General features: G+C 57.9%; 23 protein-coding genes and 1 CRISPR repeat array. Of the genes, 11 read left to right on the top strand and 12 right to left on the bottom strand.

The window, feature by feature from the left end; translation table 11 throughout:
* Positions 1-228: 228 nt before the first annotated feature.
* The 7 genes from ACZ5C7_RS08425 to serA all read left to right on the top strand — a co-directional run bounded on the left by ACZ5C7_RS08425 (position 229) and on the right by serA (position 9701).
* Entirely contained in the window at positions 229-1524 is a 1296-nt protein-coding gene (locus tag ACZ5C7_RS08425) for a 2-hydroxycarboxylate transporter family protein (protein ID WP_464375890.1), read from the top strand.
* Positions 1525-1761: 237 nt separating this feature from the next.
* The gene (locus tag ACZ5C7_RS08420; protein WP_464375889.1) at positions 1762-1911 is read left to right on the top strand and encodes a hypothetical protein; all 150 of its coding nucleotides are present in this window, start codon (positions 1762-1764) and stop codon (positions 1909-1911) included.
* A 332-nt stretch (positions 1912-2243) separates the two neighbouring features.
* On the top strand, positions 2244-3791 hold the full coding sequence (locus ACZ5C7_RS08415; RefSeq protein ID WP_464375888.1) for an ABC transporter substrate-binding protein: 1548 nt from the start codon (positions 2244-2246) through the stop codon (positions 3789-3791).
* Between the two features lie 15 nt (positions 3792-3806).
* Positions 3807-4751: a nickel ABC transporter permease gene (gene nikB, locus ACZ5C7_RS08410; RefSeq protein ID WP_464375887.1), complete on the top strand. Its 945-nt coding sequence runs from the start codon at positions 3807-3809 to the stop codon at positions 4749-4751.
* Positions 4748-5656, top strand: a complete 909-nt coding sequence (gene nikC, locus ACZ5C7_RS08405; RefSeq protein WP_464375886.1) for a nickel transporter permease — start codon at positions 4748-4750, stop codon at positions 5654-5656. Before nikB ends, nikC begins: the two co-directional genes overlap by 4 nt.
* 2 nt (positions 5657-5658) lie before the next feature.
* Positions 5659-7992 carry a dipeptide ABC transporter ATP-binding protein gene (locus ACZ5C7_RS08400; RefSeq protein ID WP_464375885.1) on the top strand — a complete coding sequence of 778 codons (2334 nt, stop codon included), beginning with the start codon at positions 5659-5661 and terminating at the stop codon, positions 7990-7992.
* A gap of 122 nt (positions 7993-8114) precedes the next feature.
* Positions 8115-9701 carry a phosphoglycerate dehydrogenase gene (serA, locus tag ACZ5C7_RS08395; protein ID WP_464375884.1) on the top strand — a complete coding sequence of 529 codons (1587 nt, stop codon included), beginning with the start codon at positions 8115-8117 and terminating at the stop codon, positions 9699-9701.
* Positions 9702-9981: 280 nt separating this feature from the next.
* On the opposite strand, the gene ACZ5C7_RS08390 is transcribed toward serA, so the two are convergent.
* On the bottom strand, positions 9982-10323 hold the full coding sequence (locus tag ACZ5C7_RS08390; RefSeq protein WP_464375883.1) for a DUF7471 family protein: 342 nt from the start codon (positions 10321-10323) through the stop codon (positions 9982-9984).
* Between the two features lie 110 nt (positions 10324-10433).
* Here ACZ5C7_RS08390 and ACZ5C7_RS08385 point away from each other — a divergent pair, with 110 nt between their 5' ends.
* Positions 10434-10937 (top strand): winged helix-turn-helix transcriptional regulator, encoded by a 504-nt coding sequence (locus ACZ5C7_RS08385; protein ID WP_464375882.1) that lies wholly within the window; start codon positions 10434-10436, stop codon positions 10935-10937.
* Positions 10938-11092: 155 nt separating this feature from the next.
* Here ACZ5C7_RS08385 and ACZ5C7_RS08380 read toward each other — a convergent pair whose 3' ends face one another.
* Both ACZ5C7_RS08380 and ACZ5C7_RS08375 read right to left on the bottom strand, forming a co-directional pair.
* Positions 11093-11608 (bottom strand): TlpA family protein disulfide reductase, encoded by a 516-nt coding sequence (locus ACZ5C7_RS08380; RefSeq protein ID WP_464375881.1) that lies wholly within the window; start codon positions 11606-11608, stop codon positions 11093-11095.
* Positions 11605-12420 (bottom strand): SCO family protein, encoded by an 816-nt coding sequence (locus tag ACZ5C7_RS08375; RefSeq protein ID WP_464375880.1) that lies wholly within the window; start codon positions 12418-12420, stop codon positions 11605-11607. Before ACZ5C7_RS08375 ends, ACZ5C7_RS08380 begins: the two co-directional genes overlap by 4 nt.
* A 245-nt stretch (positions 12421-12665) precedes the next feature.
* On the opposite strand from ACZ5C7_RS08375, the gene ACZ5C7_RS08370 reads away from it, so the two are divergent.
* From ACZ5C7_RS08370 to ACZ5C7_RS08360, 3 genes are all read left to right on the top strand, one after another.
* Positions 12666-13472, top strand: coding sequence for a lysostaphin resistance A-like protein (locus tag ACZ5C7_RS08370; protein ID WP_464375879.1), 807 nt, complete (start codon positions 12666-12668; stop codon positions 13470-13472).
* 365 nt (positions 13473-13837) lie between these two features.
* A complete protein-coding gene (locus ACZ5C7_RS08365) occupies positions 13838-14317 on the top strand; it encodes a hypothetical protein (RefSeq protein WP_464375878.1) in 480 nt (159 codons plus the stop codon).
* A gap of 392 nt (positions 14318-14709) precedes the next feature.
* Positions 14710-14892, top strand: coding sequence for a hypothetical protein (locus tag ACZ5C7_RS08360; RefSeq protein ID WP_464375877.1), 183 nt, complete (start codon positions 14710-14712; stop codon positions 14890-14892).
* 208 nt (positions 14893-15100) lie between these two features.
* Positions 15101-16604: direct repeats of the CRISPR family, unit length 37 nt; unit sequence GTTTCAATCCCGTAGTGGGTTTTCTCCCTTCTGCGAC.
* Between the two features lie 122 nt (positions 16605-16726).
* Here the strand turns inward: ACZ5C7_RS08360 and cas2 are convergent.
* From cas2 to cas6, 9 genes are all read right to left on the bottom strand, one after another.
* A complete protein-coding gene (gene cas2 / locus ACZ5C7_RS08355) occupies positions 16727-16999 on the bottom strand; it encodes a CRISPR-associated endonuclease Cas2 (RefSeq protein ID WP_459887378.1) in 273 nt (90 codons plus the stop codon).
* A gap of 2 nt (positions 17000-17001) precedes the next feature.
* A complete protein-coding gene (gene cas1, locus ACZ5C7_RS08350) occupies positions 17002-17997 on the bottom strand; it encodes a CRISPR-associated endonuclease Cas1 (protein WP_464375876.1) in 996 nt (331 codons plus the stop codon).
* Positions 17994-18587 carry a CRISPR-associated protein Cas4 gene (cas4, locus tag ACZ5C7_RS08345; RefSeq protein WP_464375875.1) on the bottom strand — a complete coding sequence of 198 codons (594 nt, stop codon included), beginning with the start codon at positions 18585-18587 and terminating at the stop codon, positions 17994-17996. Before cas4 ends, cas1 begins: the two co-directional genes overlap by 4 nt.
* Positions 18584-20482: a type I-D CRISPR-associated helicase Cas3' gene (gene cas3 / locus ACZ5C7_RS08340; RefSeq protein ID WP_464375874.1), complete on the bottom strand. Its 1899-nt coding sequence runs from the start codon at positions 20480-20482 to the stop codon at positions 18584-18586. The genes cas4 and cas3 overlap by 4 nt, the downstream gene beginning before the upstream one ends.
* Positions 20479-21183: a hypothetical protein gene (locus ACZ5C7_RS08335; RefSeq protein WP_464375873.1), complete on the bottom strand. Its 705-nt coding sequence runs from the start codon at positions 21181-21183 to the stop codon at positions 20479-20481. Before ACZ5C7_RS08335 ends, cas3 begins: the two co-directional genes overlap by 4 nt.
* Positions 21176-22117, bottom strand: coding sequence for a type I-D CRISPR-associated protein Cas7/Csc2 (gene cas7d / locus ACZ5C7_RS08330; protein WP_464375872.1), 942 nt, complete (start codon positions 22115-22117; stop codon positions 21176-21178). Before cas7d ends, ACZ5C7_RS08335 begins: the two co-directional genes overlap by 8 nt.
* Positions 22117-24558 (bottom strand): hypothetical protein, encoded by a 2442-nt coding sequence (locus ACZ5C7_RS08325; protein ID WP_464375871.1) that lies wholly within the window; start codon positions 24556-24558, stop codon positions 22117-22119. The genes cas7d and ACZ5C7_RS08325 overlap by 1 nt, the downstream gene beginning before the upstream one ends.
* Positions 24555-24806, bottom strand: a complete 252-nt coding sequence (locus ACZ5C7_RS08320; protein ID WP_464375870.1) for a hypothetical protein — start codon at positions 24804-24806, stop codon at positions 24555-24557. Before ACZ5C7_RS08320 ends, ACZ5C7_RS08325 begins: the two co-directional genes overlap by 4 nt.
* Positions 24807-25021: 215 nt before the next feature.
* Positions 25022-25813 (bottom strand): CRISPR system precrRNA processing endoribonuclease RAMP protein Cas6, encoded by a 792-nt coding sequence (cas6, locus tag ACZ5C7_RS08315; protein WP_464375869.1) that lies wholly within the window; start codon positions 25811-25813, stop codon positions 25022-25024.
* Positions 25814-25995 lie beyond the last annotated feature (182 nt).

Below are 25995 nucleotides of genomic sequence, written 5' to 3'. Positions count from 1 at the left end.
CATCACTTGTGGACTGGAAAAAACCATCTTTTGCCGGGTCGAGGTGGTACCGTTCGATACTGGTGCCGTAGTACCTTTTACAACCTATTTTCCGGTTCCAGCCCCATATATACATTATAAATCACCATATTCAATACGATCGAAATCCCTTAATGATATGGCTTGACAGTCATTATATGAATGTACAATACAATTAATCAATACCGAGACAGTTCAGAATCATCTCTGTTGCGAGCGGAGATCGCGTACGGGGTTCCGCTGTACATCTATCTGCCACTTCTTCTCACCGTTCTCACGGCTATCTACACCGGCGACCTTCCGGACGACATGGTCGGCGCGACGGCCTTTTTGCTCGTCGTATCGGGAATCACCGTCTTCATCGGCGATCGCGTTCCGGTCTGGCGTACGTGGTTCGGCGGCGGACTGGTTCTCTGTCTCGTTCTGGGACTGCTGATAAACTACTACTCGCTGATCCCCGCGGAATCGTACCAGACCATCGAGGGGTTCCTGCAGGATAGCTCGAACATGCTCGACTGGTTCATCGCCGCGTTGATCACGGGGAGTATCCTCTCGATGCCCCGGTCGTATCTGGTCAAGGCGCTTCCGATATACGCACCCGCGGTCGTCGGCGGGCTGGTGATCGCCGCGTTGACTGCCTACGTTTCAGGGGCCGTTCTGGGCTACGGCGGTCTCGATGCGCTGTTGACGATACTGATCCCCGTCTTCGGCGGCGGGATGGGTGCGGGCGGGATCCCGTTGAGCGAAATCTACGCGAGCGAGACGGGGACGAGTTTCGAACAAATGTTCTCGATCATCGCCCCAGTGATCATCCTCGGCAACATGGCGGGGATCCTCTTCGCCGCAATCGCGAACCGAATCGGGAAGCTTCGGCCGTCGCTGAGCGGGGACGGTGTCGTCATGCCGAAAGAGAAGTGGATGTCGGAATCCGCGGCCGAGACCGAAGACTCCAGCGTTAAGCTCACCGAGAATACGATCGTCACCGGATGGATGATCGCAATGGGACTGTTGATACTCGGCTATCTTCTTGCGAACGTCATCCCGATTCATCCGTTCGCGATTATGATCCTGCTTGCGGTCGGAATCAAGATTTTTCAAGTGTTCCCAGATCGGTTAGAAGACGGTGCGGGCCACTTCTACGACTTCATGGTCGCGGGCTTCGTCGGCCCGCTCTTGCTCGCGATCGGGATGGCTCTTATCGACATCGACGTCCTCATCGAGATGATTACGCCGACGTACTTCGCCATCGTGATCCTCGTCGTCATCGGCGGGGCGGTCGGAGCCGGGCTCGTCGGCTATCTCTTCGGCATGTTCCCGATCGAAGCGGCGCTCTGTGGCGGCCTCTGTATGGTCAACATGGGCGGCTCGGGTGACGTGGCGACCCTCGCGGCCGCCGAACGGATGGAACTGATGGCGTTCGCACAGATGTCCTCGCGGCTCGGCGGCACGTTGATGCTCCTGATCGGGCAGGCTGCAGTCTCTATATGGGGATCGATCCTGTTGTAGGAGAACTGCGCCTCTCGAGACCGAACACCACGCCACCGGGTGGAAATTGTCGAGGACGATCGCATTTTCCGGAACCCGGTTGTGCCTTCCAGTTCCCTTTTCGGCCGGACGAATCACCGATTACGGTCTACGACACGGCGGAAATCCCGGTGACGGCATCAGCACCCGCGGTCCAGTCGACGATCAAGACGCACTCGTCGCGGCGCTGAAGACGGGCAAACTCGCGGACGACACGTCATGGATGGCGGCGACCGTACATCCGCAATGGAGTACGGGCTGCAGTCCGCCGGCACGGCTTTCGTTTTCGGGGAAACGACTCGACGGACACCGGCCGGTGCGTTCGTCAGCATCGGCCGAACCTCCTCCGCGGCAGCGCTGTGTTCGTGAATGCTGGCGCTGTTCGAACATCGTCGATCGCGATCGACCGGTATCTTTACAACCTGACTTTCACTACTGAAACCCGAATTTCATGATTGTCGCTACCGACGGTCGATCGCTTCGTCCCACTGCGTTCTCTCGCGACGCGTTCGCGCCGACCGAAATTCGCGTACCGGACCGGCTGTCGAGGGTATTGGTCCTCGAACATTCTGCGCCGATGTGGCGCTCACGGAAGTTCGCTGGGTCGCCTCGAACCGATCGCAGGTTGACTCGTTCTAGTAATAACATCATAATATAGATTAGCAAGAGTTATTAATATTAACTTGATTTTTATTATAACGATGGAATCAACAGTTTCACGCCGTCAGTTGCTCGGTGGAATCGGCGCGACAACGGTTGCGGGTCTCGCCGGCTGCGCGGAAGGAAGCGCAAACGAATCGGGATCGTTCACGATCGTCCCGCACATGGACCCGACCGGAACCGGGGATTCGTGGGACAACTGGGGCGGGATGACGCCGTACTGGACCCGCGTCGTCGAACCGCTCGTCTGGGGAACCGAAGACATGCAGCCCGAGCCGTGGCTGGCGACCGACTGGGAGGCGACCGGCGACACCACGTGGGTGTTCGAACTCCGGGAGGGAGTCAGCTTCCACAACGGCGAGGAGATGACCGCAGACGACGTGGTCACGACCTTCGAGGACGACATCCTGACCGAGCGCGGCGACGTCGTTTACGGCTGGCTCCACCTCGAGCCAAACAGCGTCGAGAAGATCGACGAGTACACCGTCGAGTTCGAAAACACCGATCCCTTCCCCGGGTTTCCCGGCACGATCGCCCACAACATGATCGACATTCATCCGCCCGAAGCCGAGCCCAGAGCGGGGAACGTCATCGGCACCGGGCCGTTCACCTTAGAAGAGATGGTCGATGGCCAACGGCTCGAGGTCGCGGCGTTCGAGGACTACTGGGGCGGCGAGCCCGAACCGGACGAGCTCACGTTCCGAGCGGCCGAGGACGCGACGACGCGGACGAACCTCCTCGAGTCCGGAGACGTCGACGTCATCTACGACCCCGCCAAGAGTCGCGTCTCCTCGTTCCGAGCGGACGACGACATCGCCCTCGAGACCGAGCAGTCTCCGGGGTCGACGTACGTCTCGATCAACCTGTACAACGAGCCGACCGACGACGCCGCGCTTCGGCGGGCGCTGAACCACGCGATTTCCCAGGAGGAGATCGTCGACTCGTTGCTCGAGGGGATCGGAATCGCGGCCGACGGCCCCATCTCGACGGTGATCGACTGGGCCGCAGACGAGGAGCTCACGACCTACGAGCGGGATCACGCCGCCGCCCGCGAGCTCCTCGAACAGTCCTCCTACGACGGCGAGGAGCTGTCCTGTCTCGTCGAGAACGATATGGACGATGGGGATCTCATCGCCCAGCGACTCGACTCGGCGTTCGACGATATCGGCGTCGACGTCGACATCGAAGTGCTCGAGCAAGCCTCCCTCGACGATCGGGTCGACAGCGGGGAGTTCCATCTCAGGATCAGAGGATCGCAATCGAACAGTCCGGCGGCCGACTACATCATGTGGGAAAACTTTCACTCGCTGGGCATCAGCAATATAGATCGACACGAGAACGAGGGAACGGGGCTCCACAACCTCGGGGGAGAGGTCGACGAACTAATCGAGACGGGATTCCAGTCCCGAGATCCCGAGGAGACGGAAACGGCGTACGTCGAGGCTCAACGACGGATCGTAGAGGAGGCGGTCGTCATCCCGCTTTACTTCCAGGAGTACGTCGTCGCCGCCGACGCCGCCATCGAGGGGATCGGCCACCACCCCATCGATCGACTCACCGAGTGGACCGATCTTCGGAGAGAGTCGTAAGGAACGAACACACCGATGTACAACTACCTCGCATACCGATTCGGAACGTCGCTCGTCGTCATGTTCGGCGTCTCGATCGTCACGTACGGGTTGGTCTTTCTGACCCCCGGCGACCCCGCCGAAGTGATCCTCCGCCAGCAACTCGAGCGCCAGCCGTCCCAACGGGAGATCGACGCCTTCCGCGCCCAGGAGGGGCTCGACGAACCGGTTCCGATCCAGTATCTCGAATGGGTGAGCGACGTGCTTCGAGGCGATTTCGGGACGTCGTACTACACCGATACCCCCGTCTCGACGCTGATCGTCGACGCGCTCCCGCTAACCCTCGAGTTGGCCGTCGCGTCGATGGCCGTCGGCCTCGCGGTCGCCGTCCCCGCCGGCGTGTTCAGCGCCGTTCATCGGGGGACCGCCGTCGATCACGCCAGCCAGCTCGGCGCGCTGATCGGCGTTTCGATGCCGAACTTCTGGCTGGGATACCTGCTCATCATGGTCTTCGCGTTGACTCTCGGCGTCCTCCCCGTCGCCGGCGCGGGGAGTTACGGCCAACTCGTCCTGCCCGCGATCACGCTCGGTACCGGACTGGCCGCCGTCGTCACCCGGCTCGTCAGAACCTCGATGCTCGAGGTCCTCGAGGATCCGTACGTCGATACCGCTCGATCGAAGGGGCTTCGAGAGCGGATCGTCGTCTACAAACACGCCTTCAGGAACGCAATACTCCCCGTCGTGACGATCGTCGGGCTCCAGTTCGGATCGCTGCTCAACGGCGCGGTCGTCGTCGAGATCGTCTTTCAGCGACCCGGGATCGGAATGTTGCTGGTCGACGCCGTCTTCGAGCGTAACTACCCCGTCGTGCAGGGAATCGCCCTCTTTACCGCGCTGATATTCGTCGCGACAAATCTCTTGGTCGACGTCGCCTACCAGTACCTCGATCCGCGAGTCTCGCTCGGCGGTGAGACGGCGTGAACGGGAAAGCGGGCGCGTTCGCGACCGTCGTTCGACGCCGTTTTCGGTCGCTACGCACCTCGAGGGAGCTCCGAGCGTTTCTCGCGAACCCGTTCAACGTCGCCGGACTCGCCGTCGTCGGAACGATCGCGATCGCGGCGGCGATCGGGCCCGTCGTCGCCCCCTACGATCCGACGGCGCAGGATCTCGCCAATCGATTGCAGGGACCCTCGCTCGCGCATCCGTTCGGCACCGATCAGCTCGGTCGGGACGTCTTCTCGAGGCTGCTCTACGGAGCGCGCCTCTCGCTGGGAATCGCCCTCGCCGTGACCGCGATCAGACTCGTGTTGGGGACGGTGATCGGGTTGGTCGCGGGCTATCTCGGGGGCTGGATCGACGAATTCCTGATGCGACTCGTCGACGTCCAACTCGCGTTCCCGGGACTCGTTCTGGCGCTCGTGATCGCCGGCATTCTCGGCCCGAGCCTGCAGAACGTGATGATCGCGCTCGCCGTCGTCGGCTGGGCGTCCTACGCCCGAGTCGTCCGGGCCAGCGTCCTCTCGACGAAAGAACGCGAGTTCGTTCGTGCGGCGCACCTGATGGGCGTCTCCCGGGTTCGGATCGCGATTCGACACCTCCTGCCGAACGTCGCCAGCCCGGTCGTCGTCCTGGCGACGCTGAACCTGGGAACGGTGATCCTCGGGACCGCCGGGCTCTCGTTTATCGGACTCGGCGCGCAACCGCCGACGCCCGAATGGGGGACGATGCTTTCGGCCGGCCGCCACCACCTGCGGGACGCCTGGTGGATCGCGAACGTTCCGGGCGTCGCGATCATGCTGACCGTTCTCGGGTTCAACCTGCTCGGCGACGGCCTCCGTGACGTGCTCGACCCGAAACACGACGCGACGACCGAGAAACTCACGTAACTATGACAAATCTGCTCACCGTCAACGACCTCCACACGCAGTTTCGGACCCGCGAGGGAATCGTTCGCGCCGTCGACGGCGTTTCGTTCGCCGTCGACCGCGGCGAAATCGTCGGCGTCGTCGGCGAAAGCGGCTGCGGCAAGTCCGTCACCGCGCGTTCGATCGTCGGCCTCGAGGATCCCGGCGAGATCGTCCGGGGATCCGTCCGGATCGACGGGACCGAAGTCACCGACGCGCCGGCTCGAGCGCTCCGACGGCTTCGCGGCGACACCGTCTCGATGGTGTTTCAGGACCCGACAGAAACCTTGAACCCCGTCTTCGACGTGGGCGAACAGATCGCCGAATCGCTCAAGGTTCACGACGAGCCGGACTCTCAGCGCTTGCTCGATTACCTCCACGCGCCCCTGTTCAGCCGCCGGTCCGACTGGCGGGAAAAACGCTACCGGGCGGTCGAACTCATGGAAGCGGTCGGGATCGCAAGCCCCGAGGACCGCGTCGATGCGTATCCGCACGAACTCTCGGGCGGAATGCGCCAGCGGGCCGGCCTCGCGATCGCACTCGCCTCGGACCCCGATCTCCTGATCGCCGACGAACCGACGACGGCGCTCGATACGACGACGCAGGCACAGATCCTCGAGCGGCTTCGGCGGCTCAACGCCGATCGAGACCTCGCGATGGTTCTAATCAGCCACGACATCGGCGTCGTCGCCGACATCTGCGATCGCATCGTCGTGATGTACGCCGGCGAGGTGATGGAAACCGGTCCGACCGAACGCATTCTCGAGGACCCGCGCCATCCGTATACGCGAGCCCTCCTCGAATGTCTGACCCGAGAATCCGAGCGAAAGTCGAGACTTCCCACCATCGACGGCGCGGTTCCCGACCTGCTCGGAGAGCGCGACGGCTGTTCGTTTGCGCCCCGCTGTCCCCACGCGACGGATTCGTGTCGAACCGGCGAGATACCGCTCGTCGACATCGGTAGCGGAGAGGTTACAGGCACGGACGGGACGGGCGGCACCGCGGCGTGTGGCGAACCGATCGTGTTCGACTCGAGCCGAACCGCCGGGAGCCGAGGTACCGACTCGAACACGCCGGCGGGTACTGAGCCCTCGAGTCGCGAGTACGCGTGGAACGAGCGCGCTCGAAGCGATGGGGCACAAGATGTCGACATCGCCGACGCATCCGATCTCGGCAACGCCGCCGACACATTCGGACACGGCCGCAACTCCGACGCATCCGGTCTCGAACACGCCTCCGACCCGTCCGGCCCCGAGAACGCCACCGACGCATCCGGTCTCGGACACGCCTCCGACGCGGAACCGCTTCTCGAGCTCCGGGGCGTCTCCAAGCGCTTCAGTCTCGACGACACCGTCCTCGATCGGCTGCTGGGGAACGATCGGGAGCTCGCGGCGGTCTCCGAGGTCGACCTCGAGATCCGCGAGGGGGAAACGCTCGGGCTCGTCGGCGAGAGCGGGAGCGGTAAATCGACCCTCGCCGGACTCGTATCCGGTCTCGAGACGCCGACGGCGGGAGCGGTCCGACTCGAGGGGACGCGGATGGGATCGGCAACCGATCGGTCGGCCGAGACCCTCGCGAGCGTCGGGTACGTGTTCCAGAACCCGCGCTCGAGCATCAATCCGCGACTGACCGTCGAGGCGGCGATCGCCGAACCCATGCGAGCTCGGGGGTGGGACGACCGTCGCCGCGAAGATCGGGTCGCGGAACTGCTCGATCTCGTCCGTTTGCCGGAGAGTCACGCGAATAGCTACCCGCACGAACTTTCCGGTGGGCAAATCCAACGCGTCGCGATCGCTCGCGCGATCGCACTCGACCCGCAGCTGGTCGTCTTCGACGAACCCGTCTCAGCGCTCGACGTTTCCGTTCAGGCCCGCATTCTCAATCTCCTGTTAGACCTGCAGGACGAGCTGGGTCTCACCTATCTGCTCATCTCCCACGACCTCGACGTCGTCGAACACGTCACGGATCGCGTCGCAGTGATGTACCTCGGCGAACTGATGGAAGTCGGTCCCGCCGAGCAGGTATTCGATCGGCCGGCCCACCCCTACACGAAGGCGCTGCTCGAGTCTATTCCGTCGCTCGAGGGCGAGTCGGACGGCGTCGGTCTCGAGGGAGAGATCCCCAGTCCCGTCTCGCCACCGAGCGGCTGTGCGTTCCACACGCGGTGTCCGATAGCGGAACCGGAGTGTGCCGCCTCCAAACCCGACCAGCAACGCGTCGGGAAGGCCCGTTCGGCGTGTCACTTCCCGAACGAGGAGGCGGGACGACGGGACGGGACCACCGATGAACCAGAAGACGAGCGCGCTCGTCTTCGCTGAACGGCGTCTCGCGCGGATCGACACGGGCGGTGAGCTGTCCGAGCCCAACGGCTCCGTCGGCAACTTTCGCCAGCTTCGGACACAACGGAAGGGTTTACCCTATCGACGCAATTGACTCGCGCATGAAGGTTCTGGTCACGGATCCCATCGCCGACGCAGGGTTGGCGGTACTCAGGGACGCCGGCTACGAAGTCGAAACGGCATACGAACTCGAGGGCGAGGCGCTCCTCGAGGAGATTTCGGACGCCAACGGACTGATCGTTCGCTCGGGCACCGAAGTCACCGAAGACGTCCTCGCGGCCGCCGAGGAACTGGCTATCGTCGGCCGAGCGGGAATCGGCGTCGACAACATCGACATCGACGCGGCGACCGACGAGGGGGTTATCGTCGCGAACGCGCCCGAAGGGAACGTTCGAGCCGCCGCCGAGCACACCGTCGCGATGACGTTCGCGGCCGCGCGCTCGATTCCGCAAGCACACGTCCGCCTCAAAGACGGCGAGTGGGCCAAGGGCGACTACCTCGGAACCGAACTCGACGACAAGACCCTTGGCGTCGTCGGCCTCGGTCGCGTGGGCCAGGAAGTCGCCAAAAAGCTCGACTCGATGGGGATGGACATCGTCGCGTACGACCCCTACATCTCCGAGGACCGCGCAGACCGCATCGGCGCGGAGCTCGTCGAGTTCGAGGAGTGTCTCGAGGCCGCGGACTTCGTCACCGTCCACACGCCGTTGACCCCCGAAACGGAGGGTCTCATCAGCGACGAGGAACTCGACCTGCTCGAGGGCGGTTACTTGATCAACTGCGCCCGCGGCGGCGTCGTCGACGAGGACGCCCTCGCCGCGAAGGTCGAAGACGGCACCCTCGAGGGAGCCGCACTCGACGTCTTCGCCGAGGAACCGCTCTCCGAGGATTCGCCGCTGCTGTACGTCGACGACGTGATCGTCACGCCACACCTCGGCGCGTCGACGGAGGCAGCCCAGGAGAACGTCGCCACCCAGACCGCAGAACAGGTCGTCGCCGCCATCGAAAGCGAACCGGTCGCGAACGCGCTCAACGCACCCTCGATCGACGAGAGCGCGTTCCCGCGCGTCGAGCCCTACATCGACCTGGCCGAAACCGCGGGGAAGGTCTCCGCGCAACTACTCGACGGCCGCATCGAGAGCGTCGAGGTCACCTACGAGGGCGACATCGCCGACGAAGACGTCGAGTTCGTCACCGCGAGTGCGCTCAAGGGCGTCTTCGAACCCCTCGAGTGGCAGGTCAACGCCGTCAACGCGCCCCAGATCGCCGAGGACCGCGGCGTCGACGTCACCGAATCGAAGACCCGACAGGCCGAGGACTTCCAAGGCTTGATCTCGGTCACCGTCGGCAACGGCGACTCGGAAGTCTCCGTCGACGGAACGCTCTTCGCCGGGAACGACCCCCGAATCGTCCGCATCGACGGCTACCGCGTCGACGCGATCCCCCACGGCCGGATGGTCATCACGCGAAACACCGACGAGCCCGGCGTTATCGGCCTCATCGGCTCGGTGATGGGCAAACACGGCGTCAACATCGCCGGCATGTTCAACGCCCGCGAGACCATCGGCGGCGAAGCGCTCACCGTCTACAACGTCGACAGCGCCGTGCCCGACGAAGCGCGAGCGGAACTCGAGGCCGACGAGCGGATCATCGGCGTCGCGGATATCATCTTGAACGGCCAGGACTGAGCGGTTCTCGTATTTCTCGAGAAGCGGTTTTTATTGGTTCTCGAGACGGAGTTACGATCGAAATAACCGCCGTCGAGACGGATCGCAGTCGCCGAATCGTCCGACTACGACGCTTTCCCGCACCGCGCCGATCGGCGGTCGCGGATGCGTCTCGAGCGTCACGGTTCCGTACTGATGTCTCACGGTTCCGTACTGATGTCTCACGATCCGTACTGATGTCTCACGATCCGTACTGATGTCTCATAGCATCGTACCGATAGCTCGCGGGCGTTCCGACGCGTCACGTCTCCGCGTCGGTGAACGATCCGGGCGCGTGGACGTACACGGCGTACAGAATAATCGCCGCGATGAGGAAATCGAGACTGTGTTCGACGAAGTGGTGGACCGTCATCGGAACGTAGCCGAAAACGGTCCCCGTTCCGACGATCGAACGGCTAAACAGCGCCCCGACGGCGACGCTGACGAGGAGGTACTGCGTCGTACCCCGTCGACGGTACGCGGCGAGGCTCACGACGAAGAGGATCCCCGTTCCGATGCCGGCGACGAGAACGACGAAGAGGAGTAAAACGGATCCCTCGACGTTCTCGAGGTGGACGTGCAGAAGGGAACTCGGATCGATCACTGCGTACACCTATTTGACAGCGGACTATTATGAGTTGTCCCATCCACCGTTCCCAGCGGTCGAGAAACCGGGACGACCATTAGTACGCGACCGAACAGAGGACAACTAGAATGGCGGACACCCGAGATCGGATCAGGGCACACGTCCACGAGACGCCCGGGGTGCATTTCAGCCGCCTCGAGCGCGACCTCGATCTCGCAACCGGACAGATCCAGTACCACCTCCGGCGGCTGATCCGCGCGGACGACATCGTCTCCACGGAGGTCGCCGGACGGACGCACTACTTCGAGCCGACGTTCGATCCGTGGGAACGACGAGCGCTCGCGTTCCTCCGCCGGGAAAGCGCTCGAGGGATCATCGTTCGGCTTCACGCGAACGGGCCCCAAAAACCGACGACCCTCGCCGACGAACTCGAGCTCGCCCGGAGCACCATCTCGTGGCACACGTCCATTCTCGTCGAACACGATATCGTCGAACAGTCGAACGAAAGCCCGGTACGGCTCGCACTCGCACGACCCGACCGCACCGGCGAGCTCCTCGAGGCGGTTTCGCCGTCGCTGCCGAATCGGATCGTCGACAGGTTCATCCGGACGGTCGACCGATTTTTCGAATAGCCACTCGTCATTGGTCGCGACACCGCGAACACGCGCTCCGTAGGCGATACTGTACACACGCGCTCCGTAGGCGGCGCTGCAAGCGCGAACTCCGCGGAACGGGCTCTCGTTCGCGCGATCGGCGAACTCGACACTCCTCGAGGACGCCATTGCGATCACCCCCGTGCAGACTCGATCCACTCGAGCAACGTATCGGCCGATTTGGTCCCCGTGTCGGCGTCGACGATCCGATTCTGTTCATCGAAAACGAACGTGGCGGGGACGGCTCTCACGTCGAGTTCGGACGTCAAGACGAGATCCGCGTCGACGCCGACGGTCCAGGATCCGTCGTGTGTCCGCCACCACTCCACCACGTCCGTTCGCTCGACGGTCGTCCCGAGCGGTTCGTTGGAGACGGACAGAAAGCGAACGTCGTCGCTCCGTTCGTGGACCTCCTGTAACGTCGGCATCATGCCACGACAGGTCGAACACCACGTGGCGAACACCTCGAGAAACGTGACGCGACCGGCTTCCGGCACGGTCGCCTCGCCGGCTTCGCTACCGGGAGCCTCGAGCGTTTCGACCGTCACCGGGTCGACGTCCCCGTCGGCTTGAAACGTCGAATAGACGACCGCGCTGGTGCCGAGCACGCCGACGCTTCCGAGCCCGGCGAGTATATCGCGTCTGTTCATGCGAAGTGATCGCGCACGTCGGCGAGGTCGGTCAGAACTTCGTCCGGCCGAGGGGGTTGGCGACCGTACGCGCGCTCGACGTAGCCGTCGCGGTTGACGAGCAACAGGAGGTTCGAGTGGATGAACGTCGTTTCGTCATCTCCGCCGTCGTGGCCGTTATCGTGGTCCTCGCCTTCTTGCTCGTCGTGGCTGTCCTGGTCGTGGTCGTCGTCGCTTTCTTGCTCGTCGTGGCTGTCCTGGTCGTGGTCGTCGTCGCTTTCTTGCTCGTCGTGGTCGTCGTGTTCGGCCTCCTCGAGCGGCACTTTCTCGAATCCGACGCCGAAGCCGTCGTTGACGACGGCCGCCGCCTCCGACGTCGATTCGGGCCGGAGGAACTGCCAGTTCCCGGCGTCCGGATCCGCGCCGTTTGACTCGGAGAACGATCGAAGTTCTTCGGGGGTGTCGTGTTCGGGATCGAACGTCGTCGGGAGGAGCGCGACCTCGTCGGCGTAGCCGTTCTCGAGCGCGTCGGCCTGAACGTGTGCGAGACTCGAGGTAAGCGAGTGACACGGGCCGGGACACCGGGTGAAGACGAAGGTCAGGAGGGTTTCTCGATCGCCGACGAACTCCGTCGTCGATATCGATCGGTCGTGAAGCGGCGACGGGAGCGTCGCAGTCGGGAGTTCCGCGCCGTGTGTCGGATAGGGCAACGTTTCGGGGTCCGCGTCGTGATCCGGCGGATCCAACGCGGTCGGGGAATCGTCTCCGAGACACCCGGCTATCGACACCGTAGAAGCCAAGCAGATAGTTCCGAGAAGCTGGCGTCGCTGCATATCTCCGGTTTGGGAGCACCGGAACATAGCCTCGTTGGTGCGATTTTCGAAAGGGTCGGACCGTCGATTCGCACGAACGATATCGGGGCGTCTTCGAGGGCGAGCCACGCTCAGAGCCGCGCGAGTAGTCCTCGAGCCACGGCGGGAAAATAGTAAGCGACCGCGAAAAGACGGGTTCCGTGCGGAGTGCGAGCACGGACTGCTGGGATCGGCACATTCATCGGTCGGATTCCCTGATATTCGGTATGGACAGCCCGCAATCGGATCCTCCGTCCGATCCCGAAGACTCCGGTCCCGAAGAGCCCGACCGTTCGCGGTCGCGACTGATCGCCGTCGTTGGGTCGGTCGGCTACATCATCGGCGCGTTCATCATCGCATTCGCCGGCAGTATCGCGCTGATGATCCCGCTGATGCTCGGCCTGATGATCACCGACAACCTCGAACTCGTGGAGACGCTGTTCGAGGGCGAAGGCTTCGTGCTTCTGGCCGGTGCGGAATCCGCGATGTTAGGGCTCGGCGCGGTCGGCCTCGCGGCGCTTTCGGTCATGCGTGGCTGGATCCCGAAATCGGATTTCGGCCTGTCGATGCCGACGAAACACCAGTTCGTCATCAGCCTCATCGCGATCGCCGGCCTCGTCGCACTCGGCATGGCGCTTTCGATCATCAGCAACGCGCTCGGGATCCCCGCCTCCGAACACTCGCTGATCGACGAGAACGCCTCGACCACGTACTTCCTCGCTCTGGCAGTGATCTCGATCCTCATCATCGGCCCCGCCGAGGAACTCCTGTTCAGAGGCGTCATCCAGAACTACATGCGCCCCGCGTTCGGCTCCGCAGGGGCGGTCGTCCTGACCTCGGTGCTGTTCTCGAGCATCCACCTCCCCGCCTACTTCACGGCCACGTTCGGCGAAGCGGTCGTCTCGCTCGGCGTCGTCCTCGCGCTCTCGCTCGTGCTCGGCTGGCTCTACGAGAAGTACGAAAACCTCTATCTGGTCATGTGGATCCACGGCGGCTACAATGCCACTCTCTTCCTGTTTCAGGCGTTTCTGTAACTCGTCTTTTCGAAATCGTCCTGGTTCAGTTTGACTGTTCTCGAGCACTCTTCCTGATGAGAGACGGTAACGGCTCGAGTGAGAGTGATTGTAACCCCGAAGGCCCTCAGCACGCTCTGTGATACTCGAGTGAGAGTAATCGTGACCCCGAAGGCCCTCAGCACGCTGGCGGTCACACGGCGACATATCGCCTCCGGCGATAGGGGTCGCCGTGATAACCAGGCAAGCGCCAGCGCACTTCGCCCCTTCACTCCGCCAGGTTACAGCGCGTTCCCCAGCGTGGGCTGAGAGAACGGATATCGAAAGGACAAATCACGATTTGACCTTCGAAAAGGAACTTATATTGAGAGAGTGTACCGTGCAACATGAATCGCCGGCAGGCCCTCGCTTCGGGCTGTGCGGGGGTAGGCATCTGTCTCGGTGGCCTTCTCGTCCACAGCAACCCGACCGGAGAGTCGGATGCGGTACCGGTCGTCGCGGGCGAAGAGCTGGAACTCACACCGGGCGAGAAAACGACAGCGACGTTCCGAGTCGACGACGCGGGAAGCGTGCGCGTTTCCAGCCTTCCAGAATCGGAATCCGTCGTCTTCGACGTCAACGATGCGAGCTTCTCCGACTCGCCAGTCGGCCAAGACGACGCGGACCCGCCCTATTGGAACTGGTCGCCGCCCGAAGCGAGCGTCGAAATTTCGGTCCCGGTACGCGTACCCGACCGCACAACGGCCGGGGAGTATCGGTACGCAGTCACAGCGTGGCACGCAGACGTCGAGCGCGGGCCCGATAGAACTCGAGACGATGCCAACGCCGAAACCGAATCGTTTCACATTACGGTCACCGACGACTAACCCGACCGGCTACGCTCATTTAGGATCTCTCTCAGTCGGCTACACTCGAGCGGACCACAATTGCTAGACAGAGGGATACAGTGTGGTCTCGAGACGGAGAATCGACGAATTTGGTAGCGCCTCGAGGACGGATTCGGTCACAGAAACGGCGATTTTCCCGGTCCGCTACGGATAGATATAAGTCTCATCAGGTCAACAAACAGAATGGAAGTCACCCTCCACGAGTGATGGGGCATGCGTTGAAATGCCCCGGGTGTTACAGCACCCGAGGCGTGGCTTCCAAGCGGTCTGCTCGGAGCCATGATTACGTTCATTCTACCGGGATATAAACATCCCGTCCGACAGCTGAATAGCGTACAGGAACTAGTCACAACCACCGCAGGAGGGAAGTTGTGACCGACGAGAGCGACGACCTCGAGGCAGAATCAGACGCCGCCACATCCGATTCGAGGTCTCTGGTCGAGTGTCCCACCTGCGGGACACCCGTCGCACTCGTCACGATGAAAGAACCCACGATCGGCATCGCCACGCCCTGTGGCTGTCACGTCGCCCCCGGCCTGCTCGAGTCCGACTAAGGCTCGAGTCGGGGCGGTAAGCCGAAATCTCGATCACCGAGTTGGCGACGAAGAAACCACCACCATCACCACATCGTGGATCGGGGTTTCGGTCCGTAAACCGGACTCGAGAAACTGTGAAGGCTACAAAGAAAATCAAGCATCAAGAGCACATTCTCTTATTTTCCTAATTCGACAGGATACGGCGATTTTGTACATATATTCCCCAATTTTAAACCATTAGTGGGTTTTCTCCCTTCTACGACGGTGACGTGCAACTGCGAACTGCACAACATCGACGAGTTTCAATCCCTTAGTGGGTTTTCTCCCTTCTGCGACTGACGTACTACCTCACTGACGGATCTCACGTTTTCATGTTTCAATCCCGTAGTGGGTTTTCTCCCTTCTGCGACGCCATCATGAAGGGCAAACTCCAAGTCGTCAGCTAAGTTTCAATCCCGTAGTGGGTTTTCTCCCTTCTGCGACCTACTGGTCTGTAACCGCCTGTAGATTCCACGAATCGTGTTTCAATCCCGTAGTGGGTTTTCTCCCTTCTGCGACGATGAACTCGGGGCTTGGAAGGTTGATGAACGCGATGTTTCAATCCCGTAGTGGGTTTTCTCCCTTCTGCGACCCGGCCTCTCCGGAGGATCGAGCTGGCTCATCGAGCGTTTCAATCCCGTAGTGGGTTTTCTCCCTTCTGCGACCCGAGCGATAGGGAGTAACCCCCCACCTTCTCAAAGGTTTCAATCCCGTAGTGGGTTTTCTCCCTTCTGCGACTTGTTCGCGCGGTAGCTACGGTTCGCCATCACCCGCTGTTTCAATCCCGTAGTGGGTTTTCTCCCTTCTGCGACGTGATTCTCGAATGACGGTTTTCGGCGCTGGCATCAGTTTCAATCCCGTAGTGGGTTTTCTCCCTTCTGCGACGCCGACGGCGGGACGCCCGACACGCTGCAGGGCTGGGTTTCAATCCCGTAGTGGGTTTTCTCCCTTCTGCGACGCGAGTCAACCGAGGGCGAATGGGGGCGTTATTATGTTTCAATCCCGTAGTGGGTTTTCTCCCTTCTGCGACAATCGTCCGAGACGATGGTAGTTCGACCGAAAACATGTTTCAATCCCGTAGTGGGTTTTCTCCCTTCTGCGACCGCCACGTTCGACGTTCTCGACGAACGACTCAAGCCGTTTCAATCCCGTAGTGGGTTTTCTCCCTTCTGCGACCTACGCCGAAGGGGAACGGGACCGTAACGTATAAGCGTTTCAATCCCGTAGTGGGTTTTCTCCCTTCTGCGACGGGCGAGTTCATCCGCGAGACGGACCCGATCAACCGGTTTCAATCCCGTAGTGGGTTTTCTCCCTTCTGCGACCGGGCGCGACAGTCTCGCGTTCGAACTCCGCATCACTGTTTCAATCCCGTAGTGGGTTTTCTCCCTTCTGCGACACCATCCACCGAAACCAGCACTGTCCCGAACTCGAGTGTTTCAATCCCGTAGTGGGTTTTCTCCCTTCTGCGACGGGCGAACTCCCGAACCACGGCGGCGAAAGGTCTCGAGTTTCAATCCCGTAGTGGGTTTTCTCCCTTCTGCGACGGATGTGTTCCTCGCGGATATGGACGGGATGGACGTAGTTTCAATCCCGTAGTGGGTTTTCTCCCTTCTGCGACCGAGTTCTTCGGCGTCGATGGCGTCGGTTTTCACGTGTTTCAATCCCGTAGTGGGTTTTCTCCCTTCTGCGACAGGGGGTTGAGATACGGATAGAAGGGTCATAAATGTTCCTCGAGCGTCGAAAATGACTCTTCTATTCATCGACCCCCACCGTACAGACTGTTTATAACAGTCGATGAAACGACGAGTCGATATCAAATGACATTCGATTGTTCTTCATCCTGTGATGCACCAATATCGGTCGTTGCATCGAGACACGAATCGCACAACCGATACAGCCGAATTCGGTCGCCATCCGATGGCTCGATGTGGGACTCGAGTTCGTCCTCGAGTTCGACTCGATCAGTCTTGGATATCTCGAGTTCGAACACGCTATACTGTTTCCACGCGCCGTAGCGCTCGAGCGTGCGGTACACTCGACGTCGATTCGAGTCGTCGCTTACGTCGTAGGTAATTGCGAGTCGCATTGTTAGTGATCGAATGTAAGCGCATGATAGTCGTCCAGTTCACCGGTAATCGACTTTCGAAGGAGGATCGCCTGCTGACGGATGGCCTTTCGACGAGTAACGGTATATTCGAAGTAGGGGTGCGTGAATTCCTCGTTCATGTAGTCGTCGAACTTCGAGAGGTACGTCTTGAACGCATCATCGTTCAGCCGGTTATCGTCCCGAAAATCGTTATGCGTGATGACACTGCGGTTAACTAACCGAGTAACCAGCGCATCGCAGAAGATCGGTCGGAATTCTTCCTGGAGATCGAGCGCGAGCGAAGGCCGTCCGTGACGATCTGCGTGTAACACGCCCAAAAACGGATCGAGATTATACTGGCGCAATGCCGCCAGAACCTCATTTTTCATGAAGACGTACGTCAACGAAAGAATGGAGTTGATGTGGTCCTCCGGCGGACGCTTCGTTCGCTTTTCGAACGTCCATCCGTCAGTTAACGTCTCGTCGAGTCGCGAAAAGTATCGCTCCGCCGCTTCACCCTCCGTTCCGCGGAGGCCGTCTTTCGTCGTCGCCTTTCCGGCACGAACTCCGAGATCTTTCAACACTTCCGTACCACGGACTCCCTTTCGAGAGAGCAGGGTTCGTGCATTGCGAATCTTCCCAGCGATCACCGCTTTAGCGATCTCGAGTTCTTCCTCGTCTGAAAGTGCGTACTGTGCGCGTCGGACCTCCGCAATCGTGTTTCTCTCGGGAACGAAGCTCCCACGGTACTTTCCGTGTTGTGTGAAATAATTCAGTACGATGCCGTGTTCGTTCGCCGTGGCGACGAACGGCGTCGAAAAGTTCACGCCGCCGAAGACGTTGATCGTATCGACCTTCTCGATCGGCCTCGAGGCGAGCTGTCCCTCGTCGCCGTCGACATCCCAGATAACGATTCGGCCACCATCGACCTGGACCTGCGACCCTTGTTTCGTGACGAACAATACCGCCTCGTCGTACATTCCTTCGGAAGCCTTCATAGGTTGTCCTCCCAGCCGGTTCCGACCGCTTTTTCGGGCTCTAAGCGTGCCGTTTCTTCGGGCATGCAGTACTCTCGAGCCGAACACGCCTCGCACTTGTCCGGGTTATCAGTGAAGGGGGGAATCGAATCGACCGACATTGACTGAATTGCGCTAATCTGGTCGTGAACTTCCGCTCGATGGTCTTCCGTAATTGGGATGTGCATTCGCTGATCCGTTTCGTAGAGATATATTGCTCCTTCTCGAACCGGCTCGTCGAGATGATCTTCGAGGAGCATGCAGTATCCTGCGAGCTGTACTTCGTCGCTTTTGTAGTAATCCCCACTTTCGGCTCTTTTTCGTTCGACAGGAACAGCACGGTCTTCCTCGAGATCGAGAACATCGATCTTTCCTTTGAGGCCCAGTTCTTCGGACTCGAGGTAGAATTCGTTTAACCAGTCCCCACGAGTCGACTGATTCTCGTGTGTCGTCTTCCCCTCGACTCGTTCGTAGTTCCGCCCTTGTGTATCATAGAAATGGAGATACCAATACCGGCGTGGACAGTACGCAAACTGATTCAGGTCGGAGACATTAATTAGTTCCACAGTCATACCTGACGCTGGTAAACATCGATTTTTGGTGGTCCAATATCGCTAGTCTCGACTTCTGTTTCGTACTCTGCGGTAGTGATTCGGCGAGGGACGACGGCATTGACGATCCGAATCATTCGATAGAATTGATGTAAGATACCAATGTCGAGTTCAAACTCGTCTTCCAAGTCCATCTGATCGATTCGGCGACGAATCTTCGTTTGGAGGAGGTCCTCGATCTCGCTCGTCGGTTTGTCGTATCGTGTCGGTTCTGTCTCGTATTCTGGTAGCCGTGCAGTCACCGCTGAGAGGACATCACCAGCAGACGGTTTCAAAACGAGAACATTATCGTCTTCCACCCGGTCGATATCGTAGTGTCGAAGTGTTGTCGTGAGATCGTACGTCGTCACGCCAAGTTGGTCTCCGCGAGGATATTTGATCGATGCTGACAGAGATCGACCACGAAGCCCACGGAATGTCTGAAAGCAGTGTCGGGTAAACCGAAGTAGTTTCGCTGCTTCACTGTTCTTCTGGTACTTTCCAGGGCCGAGTCCGTCCTTTATTTCTTCAATCTCACTTTCAACAGTTGCAATAAACCCACGCCAGCGATCGTACTGTTCGATGTTTGCTTCGAAATCCTCTCGCAGTTCCTCGTTGAACCATCCGTAATCATCCTCGCGTGAAGCAATCGCGTAGGCAGCTCGAAACCCGACGAGATCACCAAGCCACTCGTGATCCATCTCGGATGACTCGAGTCCCTCGTGGATCTGGGCAGCGAACGTTGGAAAATCAACACTAGCACCCCATGGACCTTGTCCAAGCCCGTACAGGTGAACTGTCGCCTCAGATTCGCGGCCAGCACGGCCGAAGCGCTGAAGAAAGGCGCTCGCATCAGGTGGACTCTCCATGTACTGCGTCGTTATATCGTAATCAAGCCCGACCTCTCCCTTGCTCGTCGTGTTGAGGATATAGAAGCTCTCCTCGTCAAGGTCGACGGCTTCATCGTTCGTATCGAATCCATTGTCCTTGGCAGTATGTTCGAAGACAGTTGGATACTCGTCATGTAAGAACTGATGGAAGTCATTGCTGTCTTTCGCACTATTGAACACGACGGCAGCATGCGGTTGATCGTACTCCCCAGCTGACTCGACCTTCTCTCGAAGTGCCGTTGCGATCTCGTCACGCTGCTCGAGAATGTTTCGTTCCTCGTGGCGAACGACATCGACAGATTGGCGAAATTGGTCCCCATCTTCGACGTATTCTGCATCAATATCACAGATTTCGAGACCAACTCGTTTCCGCAAGAAATCCACGAAGTCCTCGTTTGGCGTCGCTGATGCGAGAAGGATTTTCGGATCACTGTGTCGCTCCTCGAGTATTTTCGTTTGGAGCAAGAGGCCACTCGCAGCGAGTGCATCGTAGAAATGGAACTCGTCGTAGACTATTGCATCGAATTTATTGAAAAACCGCATCGCATCACCCCCACGGTACATGTCCTGAATCGCTGCTTGTAGAATATCTGGATTAGTAAGAACGACTTCGTGATCAGCAGCAAACTTGTTCACGTACCGAATCAGGTTTTCAGTCCGCTCGTGTCCATGTCCATTTAATGTATTTCCGTTTAGAACACCAACATCGATTTCATCCGCTTCAAATCGCTCGCGTTGCTGGCGCATAAGCGCATTTGTAGGATAGACAAGCAGCGTCATATCACGCGAATCGATAAGCTCGTAAAACGTCGCCGTCTTCCCTGCACCAGTCGGAGCGTGAACGGCAGCGACAGGTTCGGTACCCTCACGAATCCATTCAACGACACGGTTCTGGAACGCCCTTGCACGATCAAACCCTTGTTCCTCGAGGGCAGGTTCTGGAGGTTCTGTTGCAAGAGCTGCACTATCCACTTGAAAACGACTCATCCGAGCACCTCAGGGAGAACACGTTCCCTAACAAAGTCGGGGTTAGCACCAACGAAGTGCTGTAACCGTGGATCATTTCCTCGCCTGAAAGAGTCACTATGCTCTAACAACGCTGCAAGGATTTCATCAGGTAGATCGTAGACTTCAGAAAGGAGATACTTATTCAGGACGAGTGTATCCAGTTCCGAAGTTTGTGCCCGGATTTCACCAGTCTGCTTGATTCCCATTCGAAAGAACGGGCGTCGAGGAAGTTCTTCTTCCCCCCAGACAGTAAATTCGAACGTCGAACCGGGGGACAGTCCGACGTAGTTTCGCATTGTCTGATATGCCGCTCCCGAGTTTTCGAGAATCGCAGGCACTGACTTTGTACCAGCAACTTGATTTGCAATCTCTGTGTCGTTCGTAGTGAAATGCCGTTCTGACCGGTAATCCGTACTCCGGAACGTCCGTTCATCGGTTTGGACGGCGACCGGTCGCATATCCGTAACGAAGAACGGAGCTTCCTTGAGGTGAGAGTAGTCGGGAGATGTCGCTTCGTCCCCAAATTCCGCGTATCGTTTTTCCATTCCGAAGTATCGATAGCCAAGAGCATGCATGAGTGCAGTGGCTGAGAGCGTCGGTTGCGTTCGGATCGCACGCCCCTCCGAACTGGAGTAGAAGAGCGGTGCATACAGCGTTGCCTCGTACGTCTGTTCAATCATCGTCCAGAAGTTCGCCTTTAGCGTCCTCCATCAGGTCTGCAAACTCTTCGCTCATCACATCGTCGGCGTCTTCGGCTTCTCGTGAAGCGACTGCTCGGAGCCGCTCGAACCACTCAGGAACATCATCGGCACTCCCGAAGGAACCGTAAACTTCCCAATCGGTACGACGAACATCTGCAACGTATTCTCCAACGCTTTCTGGCAATTCGTCACCCTCATCGTGGTATTCCATCAGAAGTTCGCCCGTCGATAGTGAGGTGTCGTGATCGCCGAGAATAATGCCCAGGATTTCGTTCCGAACATTTCGCCCTGTTCGTGTCTCTCGAGCCCCGTACTTACCCGTGTTGAGGATATTATGAAGGGTGTACAGCAACATTGGTCCAGTCGCTGCCTCGAGTGTGATAAAGTGAACAAGGTCGTTCCCCGGTTGAACTTTCACGAAGTCGAAAAGCGCCTCAGATTGATCTCCGTCAGCATCTCGCATCGTTCCTGACTCGTAGACGGCGTTACGAGTTTCCTTATTCATCAAATCGTACTCCTCAGTCGTATACGTGTACCCCTCTACAACTCGGGATTTGATTGCAAAGTCCTGATCGCCGGTACCAGCTAACCCGTATGTAAGCGTTCCAACGTTGAGGGATTTCTCGAGCGTTTCCGGTTCGTTATACGCGTACTCTTCGTGGACGAACTCTTCATCTAGACTTCGAAGCAGAGACAATCCGGTGAGCCGTTCTTTGCTAGTGAATTTCTCACCGTTTACCTGTGCATGGAGTTTGTCGTCGAACTCCTGCGTTTCCGCACGGTCGTGATTCGAATTACGGAAGAGTGTCGGTTCGGTTATATCCCTCTTGACGATGAGCGTGACGGACGGTTTGCGTTTTCGGTAGATACCGAACGATTCGACGAGGCCTGTGTCTGGATATTCGAGTGTCATTAGTAGTTTTGAAGTGCTTGATCGTATGCGTAATAGTACGAGTTAACGAGCGCGTCTTCCCAATCGGAGAGTTTTTTCAGGTCATAGAGATTGTTCTCGATGAGGTAGGAACGGATCGCCTCAACGAACACTGCTGCTTGCTCCGGCGTTGCATGTCCGGCGTAGTCTTCGCGATCTGCAGCAGCATACACCTGACTTTCAACGTAGTCGACAAGTTGGTCGTCGTCCATCTGCTGATTTTTTCCGCTAAGGAATGCATCGAGTGCCTCACGGAATACTTTCGTTTTCTTGTACTTGCTGTCATATTGTTGGCCAAACAGGTCAATTCCCCGTTCAGCGACGGTTTTCATGTCCATAAGTGCATCTTGATGATACGTTTCGAAGTACTCCCGAAGATCAGGAAGTTTGATCGCGTTATCATGATTGACAACTGCGAAATTTGCAATACTGTGGAACGTGTCGCGGTCAAGGTGAAGATATGAGTTGGTCATATTCGCATCCTGTCCAACCATACTCATGATTTTGAATAACTGGAGTGAACGTTGGAGATGCGATTCCGATCGGTCTCCCTCAACAAAATCAGGGAGCGGACCGAATCGCTCTGCTTCATCCAGCCCGAGGAGTTCTTGTGGTCGGGTGGCCTCCTCGTCCGTAAAGACCGTATTCGCGCTTTCAAAGCGCGTAAACGGTCTCCCGATGACCACCTTCATCCCAGATTCTTGGGCCGCTTCCATCACCTGGCGGACGACTGCCATTCGGTGATTTTCATCCAGCACGTAAAGCGGCTGGAGGAAGTACTGGGGTTTCACCAGCTCAGACTTTACTTCAGGATCATCTAATTCATCGCTATCCCCTTGGACAATATTTCCGACGCGATTACTCCGCACTCGAACATCGCCGAGGAAATCATCGAAGTAAAAGTATGCAACTTCGAGTGCGTTGTTCGTACTGACATCGTGTTGCTCACAGACGTGAGAAAGAAGTGCGTACTCTAGGTTGCATACCTCACAAATTGACTTGTACTTCGCGTGTGGCGGAACACGACGAGAATATTCCTGAGTCCGGTAGACCCCGCTAAGCCCCTTTTGGTACTTTGTATCCGTTTCTGCACCACAGAGGAAACACATCTCATCTTTCGACCCGAGATCCGGTGCAATTCGACCATCGAAGAATCGATCAACAACGGCCCCTATTGCATCGGATTCCGGCTCAAGGTCGTCGTGCAACTCAGGACGAACGGCCGCTGAAAACGTTTCAAGGAAATCAACGTGTTCGTCATACTGTTGGACGAGATACGCAACAAAATGAAGTTTGACCTTCTGAACGCCCTGTTCGTCCTCAATTCGGTCATATGCGTTTTGTACGTCTGGATCCTCAAATTCTGAGTATCCATCAATATAGACTGCCTTTGCTAAAATTGGGAAATAAGGATCGAATTCCTCAGGAATATGTTCAAAGGGCTCTACCCCCGCAGACCCACGCTTGAGGAGATCACGAAATGAATCAGCGATTTTTTGCTCTTTTTCTTCAACTGGGATATTAACCTCTGCTAGAACATCATAATCAAAAGAGTTCCAGTTGAGTTTACAATCGAACTCGAACTCAGTCCCGATTAGTTCAGGTGCTCGTTCCTCAACAATACCTTTGAGATACGAACGATCGATGAGGTTACCTAGATAAACAACAGTATTTGACGAACTACCAACGATAACGCCGTACGTATCGTTGCCTGTCTCGCCGGCAATAGCTTCCTTTGTTGCACCAAGAAGCGTGTCGTTTAGAATCGGTTGCTCGAGTTGAGTGAACTCTACTCGGTGGACATCGTCTTGTCCCATCAGCGTACAAAGTTGATCGTACACTCCATCAGTACCATCTCTAAGTGCAACTGAGGCAGTACTATCTCCAATACGGCAATATCGTTCGAGTCCGTTGAACGACGTATCAGTCGCTCGAGTTTCGGTACTATTTTCGGTCGTTTCGGTCCGCTGAACGAGATATTGGAGGTCGTCGCGATAACCCTCTCCGAGGAATTCTTCGATCCCAAATGGGTCGCTCTCCCGTGGTTCTCCATCTTCGGTCGGCTCTGGATCGAAATACAACTCGAAAGCCGCCGCACTATTCCCCTCGATATCTGCACCGTAGGCCTCACGGACGAACTTGTCCGTATCGTGGAGTGCGAGTGCAGAAGCGAGCACGCGAAGTTCTTCCTCGTAATCCGCATACAGATCCTCCTCCGGGCCAACTGCTTCGTACACGAACGCGTTCACACCGATCGTAACTGCGTTCAAGATGTGTGCAGCTAACGAAGAATTTGCCGAAGAATCCACTTTTGCGTCGTACTTGCCCGCTGCATCGATAATGTTTGAGTACAGGTCTGTACTTCCGACGATCGTTTCGTGAGCATCTCGAGCCGCAGTTGGATTAGGAAAGGTCTCGGTCATTTTCTCCTCTTGACTTCCTGTAACCTATTTATAACTACAATTTCTATCCCATCTTTATACTGGATATCGGGTTCTTCCGCTATTATGTACTGTCCGTGGATTTTCAATGGGATCTCTTCAGTCCCGTATCGAAATTTCTCTCCGTTCTCCGTTTTCATATCACCTTCTTGAACGAATTCGTCACGTGAAACATTATAGATTCCACACACCTTAGCCATAACCCCGTATAGATGTGATCTCTCACCCATGATTCGATTGACTACCTGAAGTGGCTTAATAGGTGATGGGTGTTCCTGCAAGGTAGAAGGCATCTGACTAATGATTGAGATGGGTGTGAGCAGGTCACTATTTACATTACTAGAGATCCAATTCACACATGGGGACACACAGCAGGATTGAAACATGGGTGTTCCTGCAACACCTCTTGAAAACCTCGAAATTGTCCCCATTTCTTTGTTTGAATTCATGAATACGTGACCTCCACAGCAACATCACCACACCCTCGAGCGACAGCACTCCCAACCCCCGAATACTCCGCGAAGAGCGCGAGCGCCGTCACTGCGTTTTCGACGCTCTCACTGGCATCTTTAAACGCGTACGTACATCGGCCAGAGAATCCCTGTCTGAAAATTGGCTGTGGGTTTCCGTCGTCGCCTTCGACGCGATTGACCAGCACACTGTGCGTTCGATAGCTCGAGTCGTCCGGTTTTTCGATCACTGAGGAGGCGAGCGCATCTCGACTGATATCCAACTCGAGTTCTTCGGGAGCGGTCCGATTCCACTTTCCAAGGAGGCTCGAGAAGACAGCCGTCCGAACGGGGAACATCGTCGTGACCGATCCTGCCTCCTCGAGGCAAGTTGCTGTGCGGAAATCAAAGCAGAGGTTTGGATTATTGGCTTCGTCCGCTCGCTCGAGTAACGTCTCGTGGCTCGCGTTCTCGCTTTCGAACGACTCCACACGAAGCGTTCCGTTCGTTAATTCGATTGTTTCACCCGCAAGCACGAGCGACGAAACGAGAGCCTGGAAAATGTCCTCGTCCGCCCGGTCAGTAATTCCGAGCGAGAGTTCGTATTCCTCGTTCGGGAGGGCAAGTTTGTGATGCGACCGATCACTACTCCCGAACGAGCCCTGAAGACCGCCGTTGTGGAGACTTCCGATCGGCGAATTGTGTACGTGTGCGCTTACATCTTCGTCAGCGGACTCGAGTGCGCTCAGTAAGGCACTGTAAACCGAATAGCCATCCGACAACGGCACACTGAACCGCTTGTCGGGTCGTAGCCGAATGGTGATTCGGCGAAGGCGAGAAGCGGAGTGGGGTTGTTGTTCCATACGGTTGCAAATAGTACACTCGAGACACTCACTATAAATGTCACGGCATATATAAAACGGAATTAGAATATGATGATTGCAAAATCGTGCAACGTTATAAGAAAGAC

Source organism: Halostagnicola alkaliphila (genome assembly GCF_055379965.1).
Note: the sequence above shows the minus strand (reverse complement) of the source record. Positions and strands in the feature narration are given on the sequence as shown.

What these genes read in the sequence shown, in the direction of transcription:
- cas7d (WP_464375872.1), bottom strand. Translation starts at nt 22,117, where the DNA reads ATGACACTCGAATATCCAGACACAGGCCTCGTCGAATCGTTCGGTATC.
- ACZ5C7_RS08385 (WP_464375882.1), top strand. Translation starts at nt 10,434, where the DNA reads ATGGCGGACACCCGAGATCGGATCAGGGCACACGTCCACGAGACGCCC.
- ACZ5C7_RS08365 (WP_464375878.1), top strand. Translation starts at nt 13,838, where the DNA reads ATGAATCGCCGGCAGGCCCTCGCTTCGGGCTGTGCGGGGGTAGGCATC.
- ACZ5C7_RS08370 (WP_464375879.1), top strand. Translation starts at nt 12,666, where the DNA reads ATGGACAGCCCGCAATCGGATCCTCCGTCCGATCCCGAAGACTCCGGT.
- cas2 (WP_459887378.1), bottom strand. Translation starts at nt 16,999, where the DNA reads ATGCGACTCGCAATTACCTACGACGTAAGCGACGACTCGAATCGACGT.
- ACZ5C7_RS08375 (WP_464375880.1), bottom strand. Translation starts at nt 12,420, where the DNA reads ATGCAGCGACGCCAGCTTCTCGGAACTATCTGCTTGGCTTCTACGGTG.
- ACZ5C7_RS08415 (WP_464375888.1), top strand. Translation starts at nt 2,244, where the DNA reads ATGGAATCAACAGTTTCACGCCGTCAGTTGCTCGGTGGAATCGGCGCG.
- cas3 (WP_464375874.1), bottom strand. Translation starts at nt 20,482, where the DNA reads ATGAGTCGTTTTCAAGTGGATAGTGCAGCTCTTGCAACAGAACCTCCA.
- cas4 (WP_464375875.1), bottom strand. Translation starts at nt 18,587, where the DNA reads ATGACTGTGGAACTAATTAATGTCTCCGACCTGAATCAGTTTGCGTAC.
- ACZ5C7_RS08320 (WP_464375870.1), bottom strand. Translation starts at nt 24,806, where the DNA reads ATGGGTGAGAGATCACATCTATACGGGGTTATGGCTAAGGTGTGTGGA.
- cas1 (WP_464375876.1), bottom strand. Translation starts at nt 17,997, where the DNA reads ATGAAGGCTTCCGAAGGAATGTACGACGAGGCGGTATTGTTCGTCACG.
- serA (WP_464375884.1), top strand. Translation starts at nt 8,115, where the DNA reads ATGAAGGTTCTGGTCACGGATCCCATCGCCGACGCAGGGTTGGCGGTA.
- ACZ5C7_RS08325 (WP_464375871.1), bottom strand. Translation starts at nt 24,558, where the DNA reads ATGACCGAGACCTTTCCTAATCCAACTGCGGCTCGAGATGCTCACGAA.
- ACZ5C7_RS08380 (WP_464375881.1), bottom strand. Translation starts at nt 11,608, where the DNA reads ATGAACAGACGCGATATACTCGCCGGGCTCGGAAGCGTCGGCGTGCTC.
- nikB (WP_464375887.1), top strand. Translation starts at nt 3,807, where the DNA reads ATGTACAACTACCTCGCATACCGATTCGGAACGTCGCTCGTCGTCATG.
- ACZ5C7_RS08335 (WP_464375873.1), bottom strand. Translation starts at nt 21,183, where the DNA reads ATGATTGAACAGACGTACGAGGCAACGCTGTATGCACCGCTCTTCTAC.
- ACZ5C7_RS08420 (WP_464375889.1), top strand. Translation starts at nt 1,762, where the DNA reads ATGGATGGCGGCGACCGTACATCCGCAATGGAGTACGGGCTGCAGTCC.
- ACZ5C7_RS08400 (WP_464375885.1), top strand. Translation starts at nt 5,659, where the DNA reads ATGACAAATCTGCTCACCGTCAACGACCTCCACACGCAGTTTCGGACC.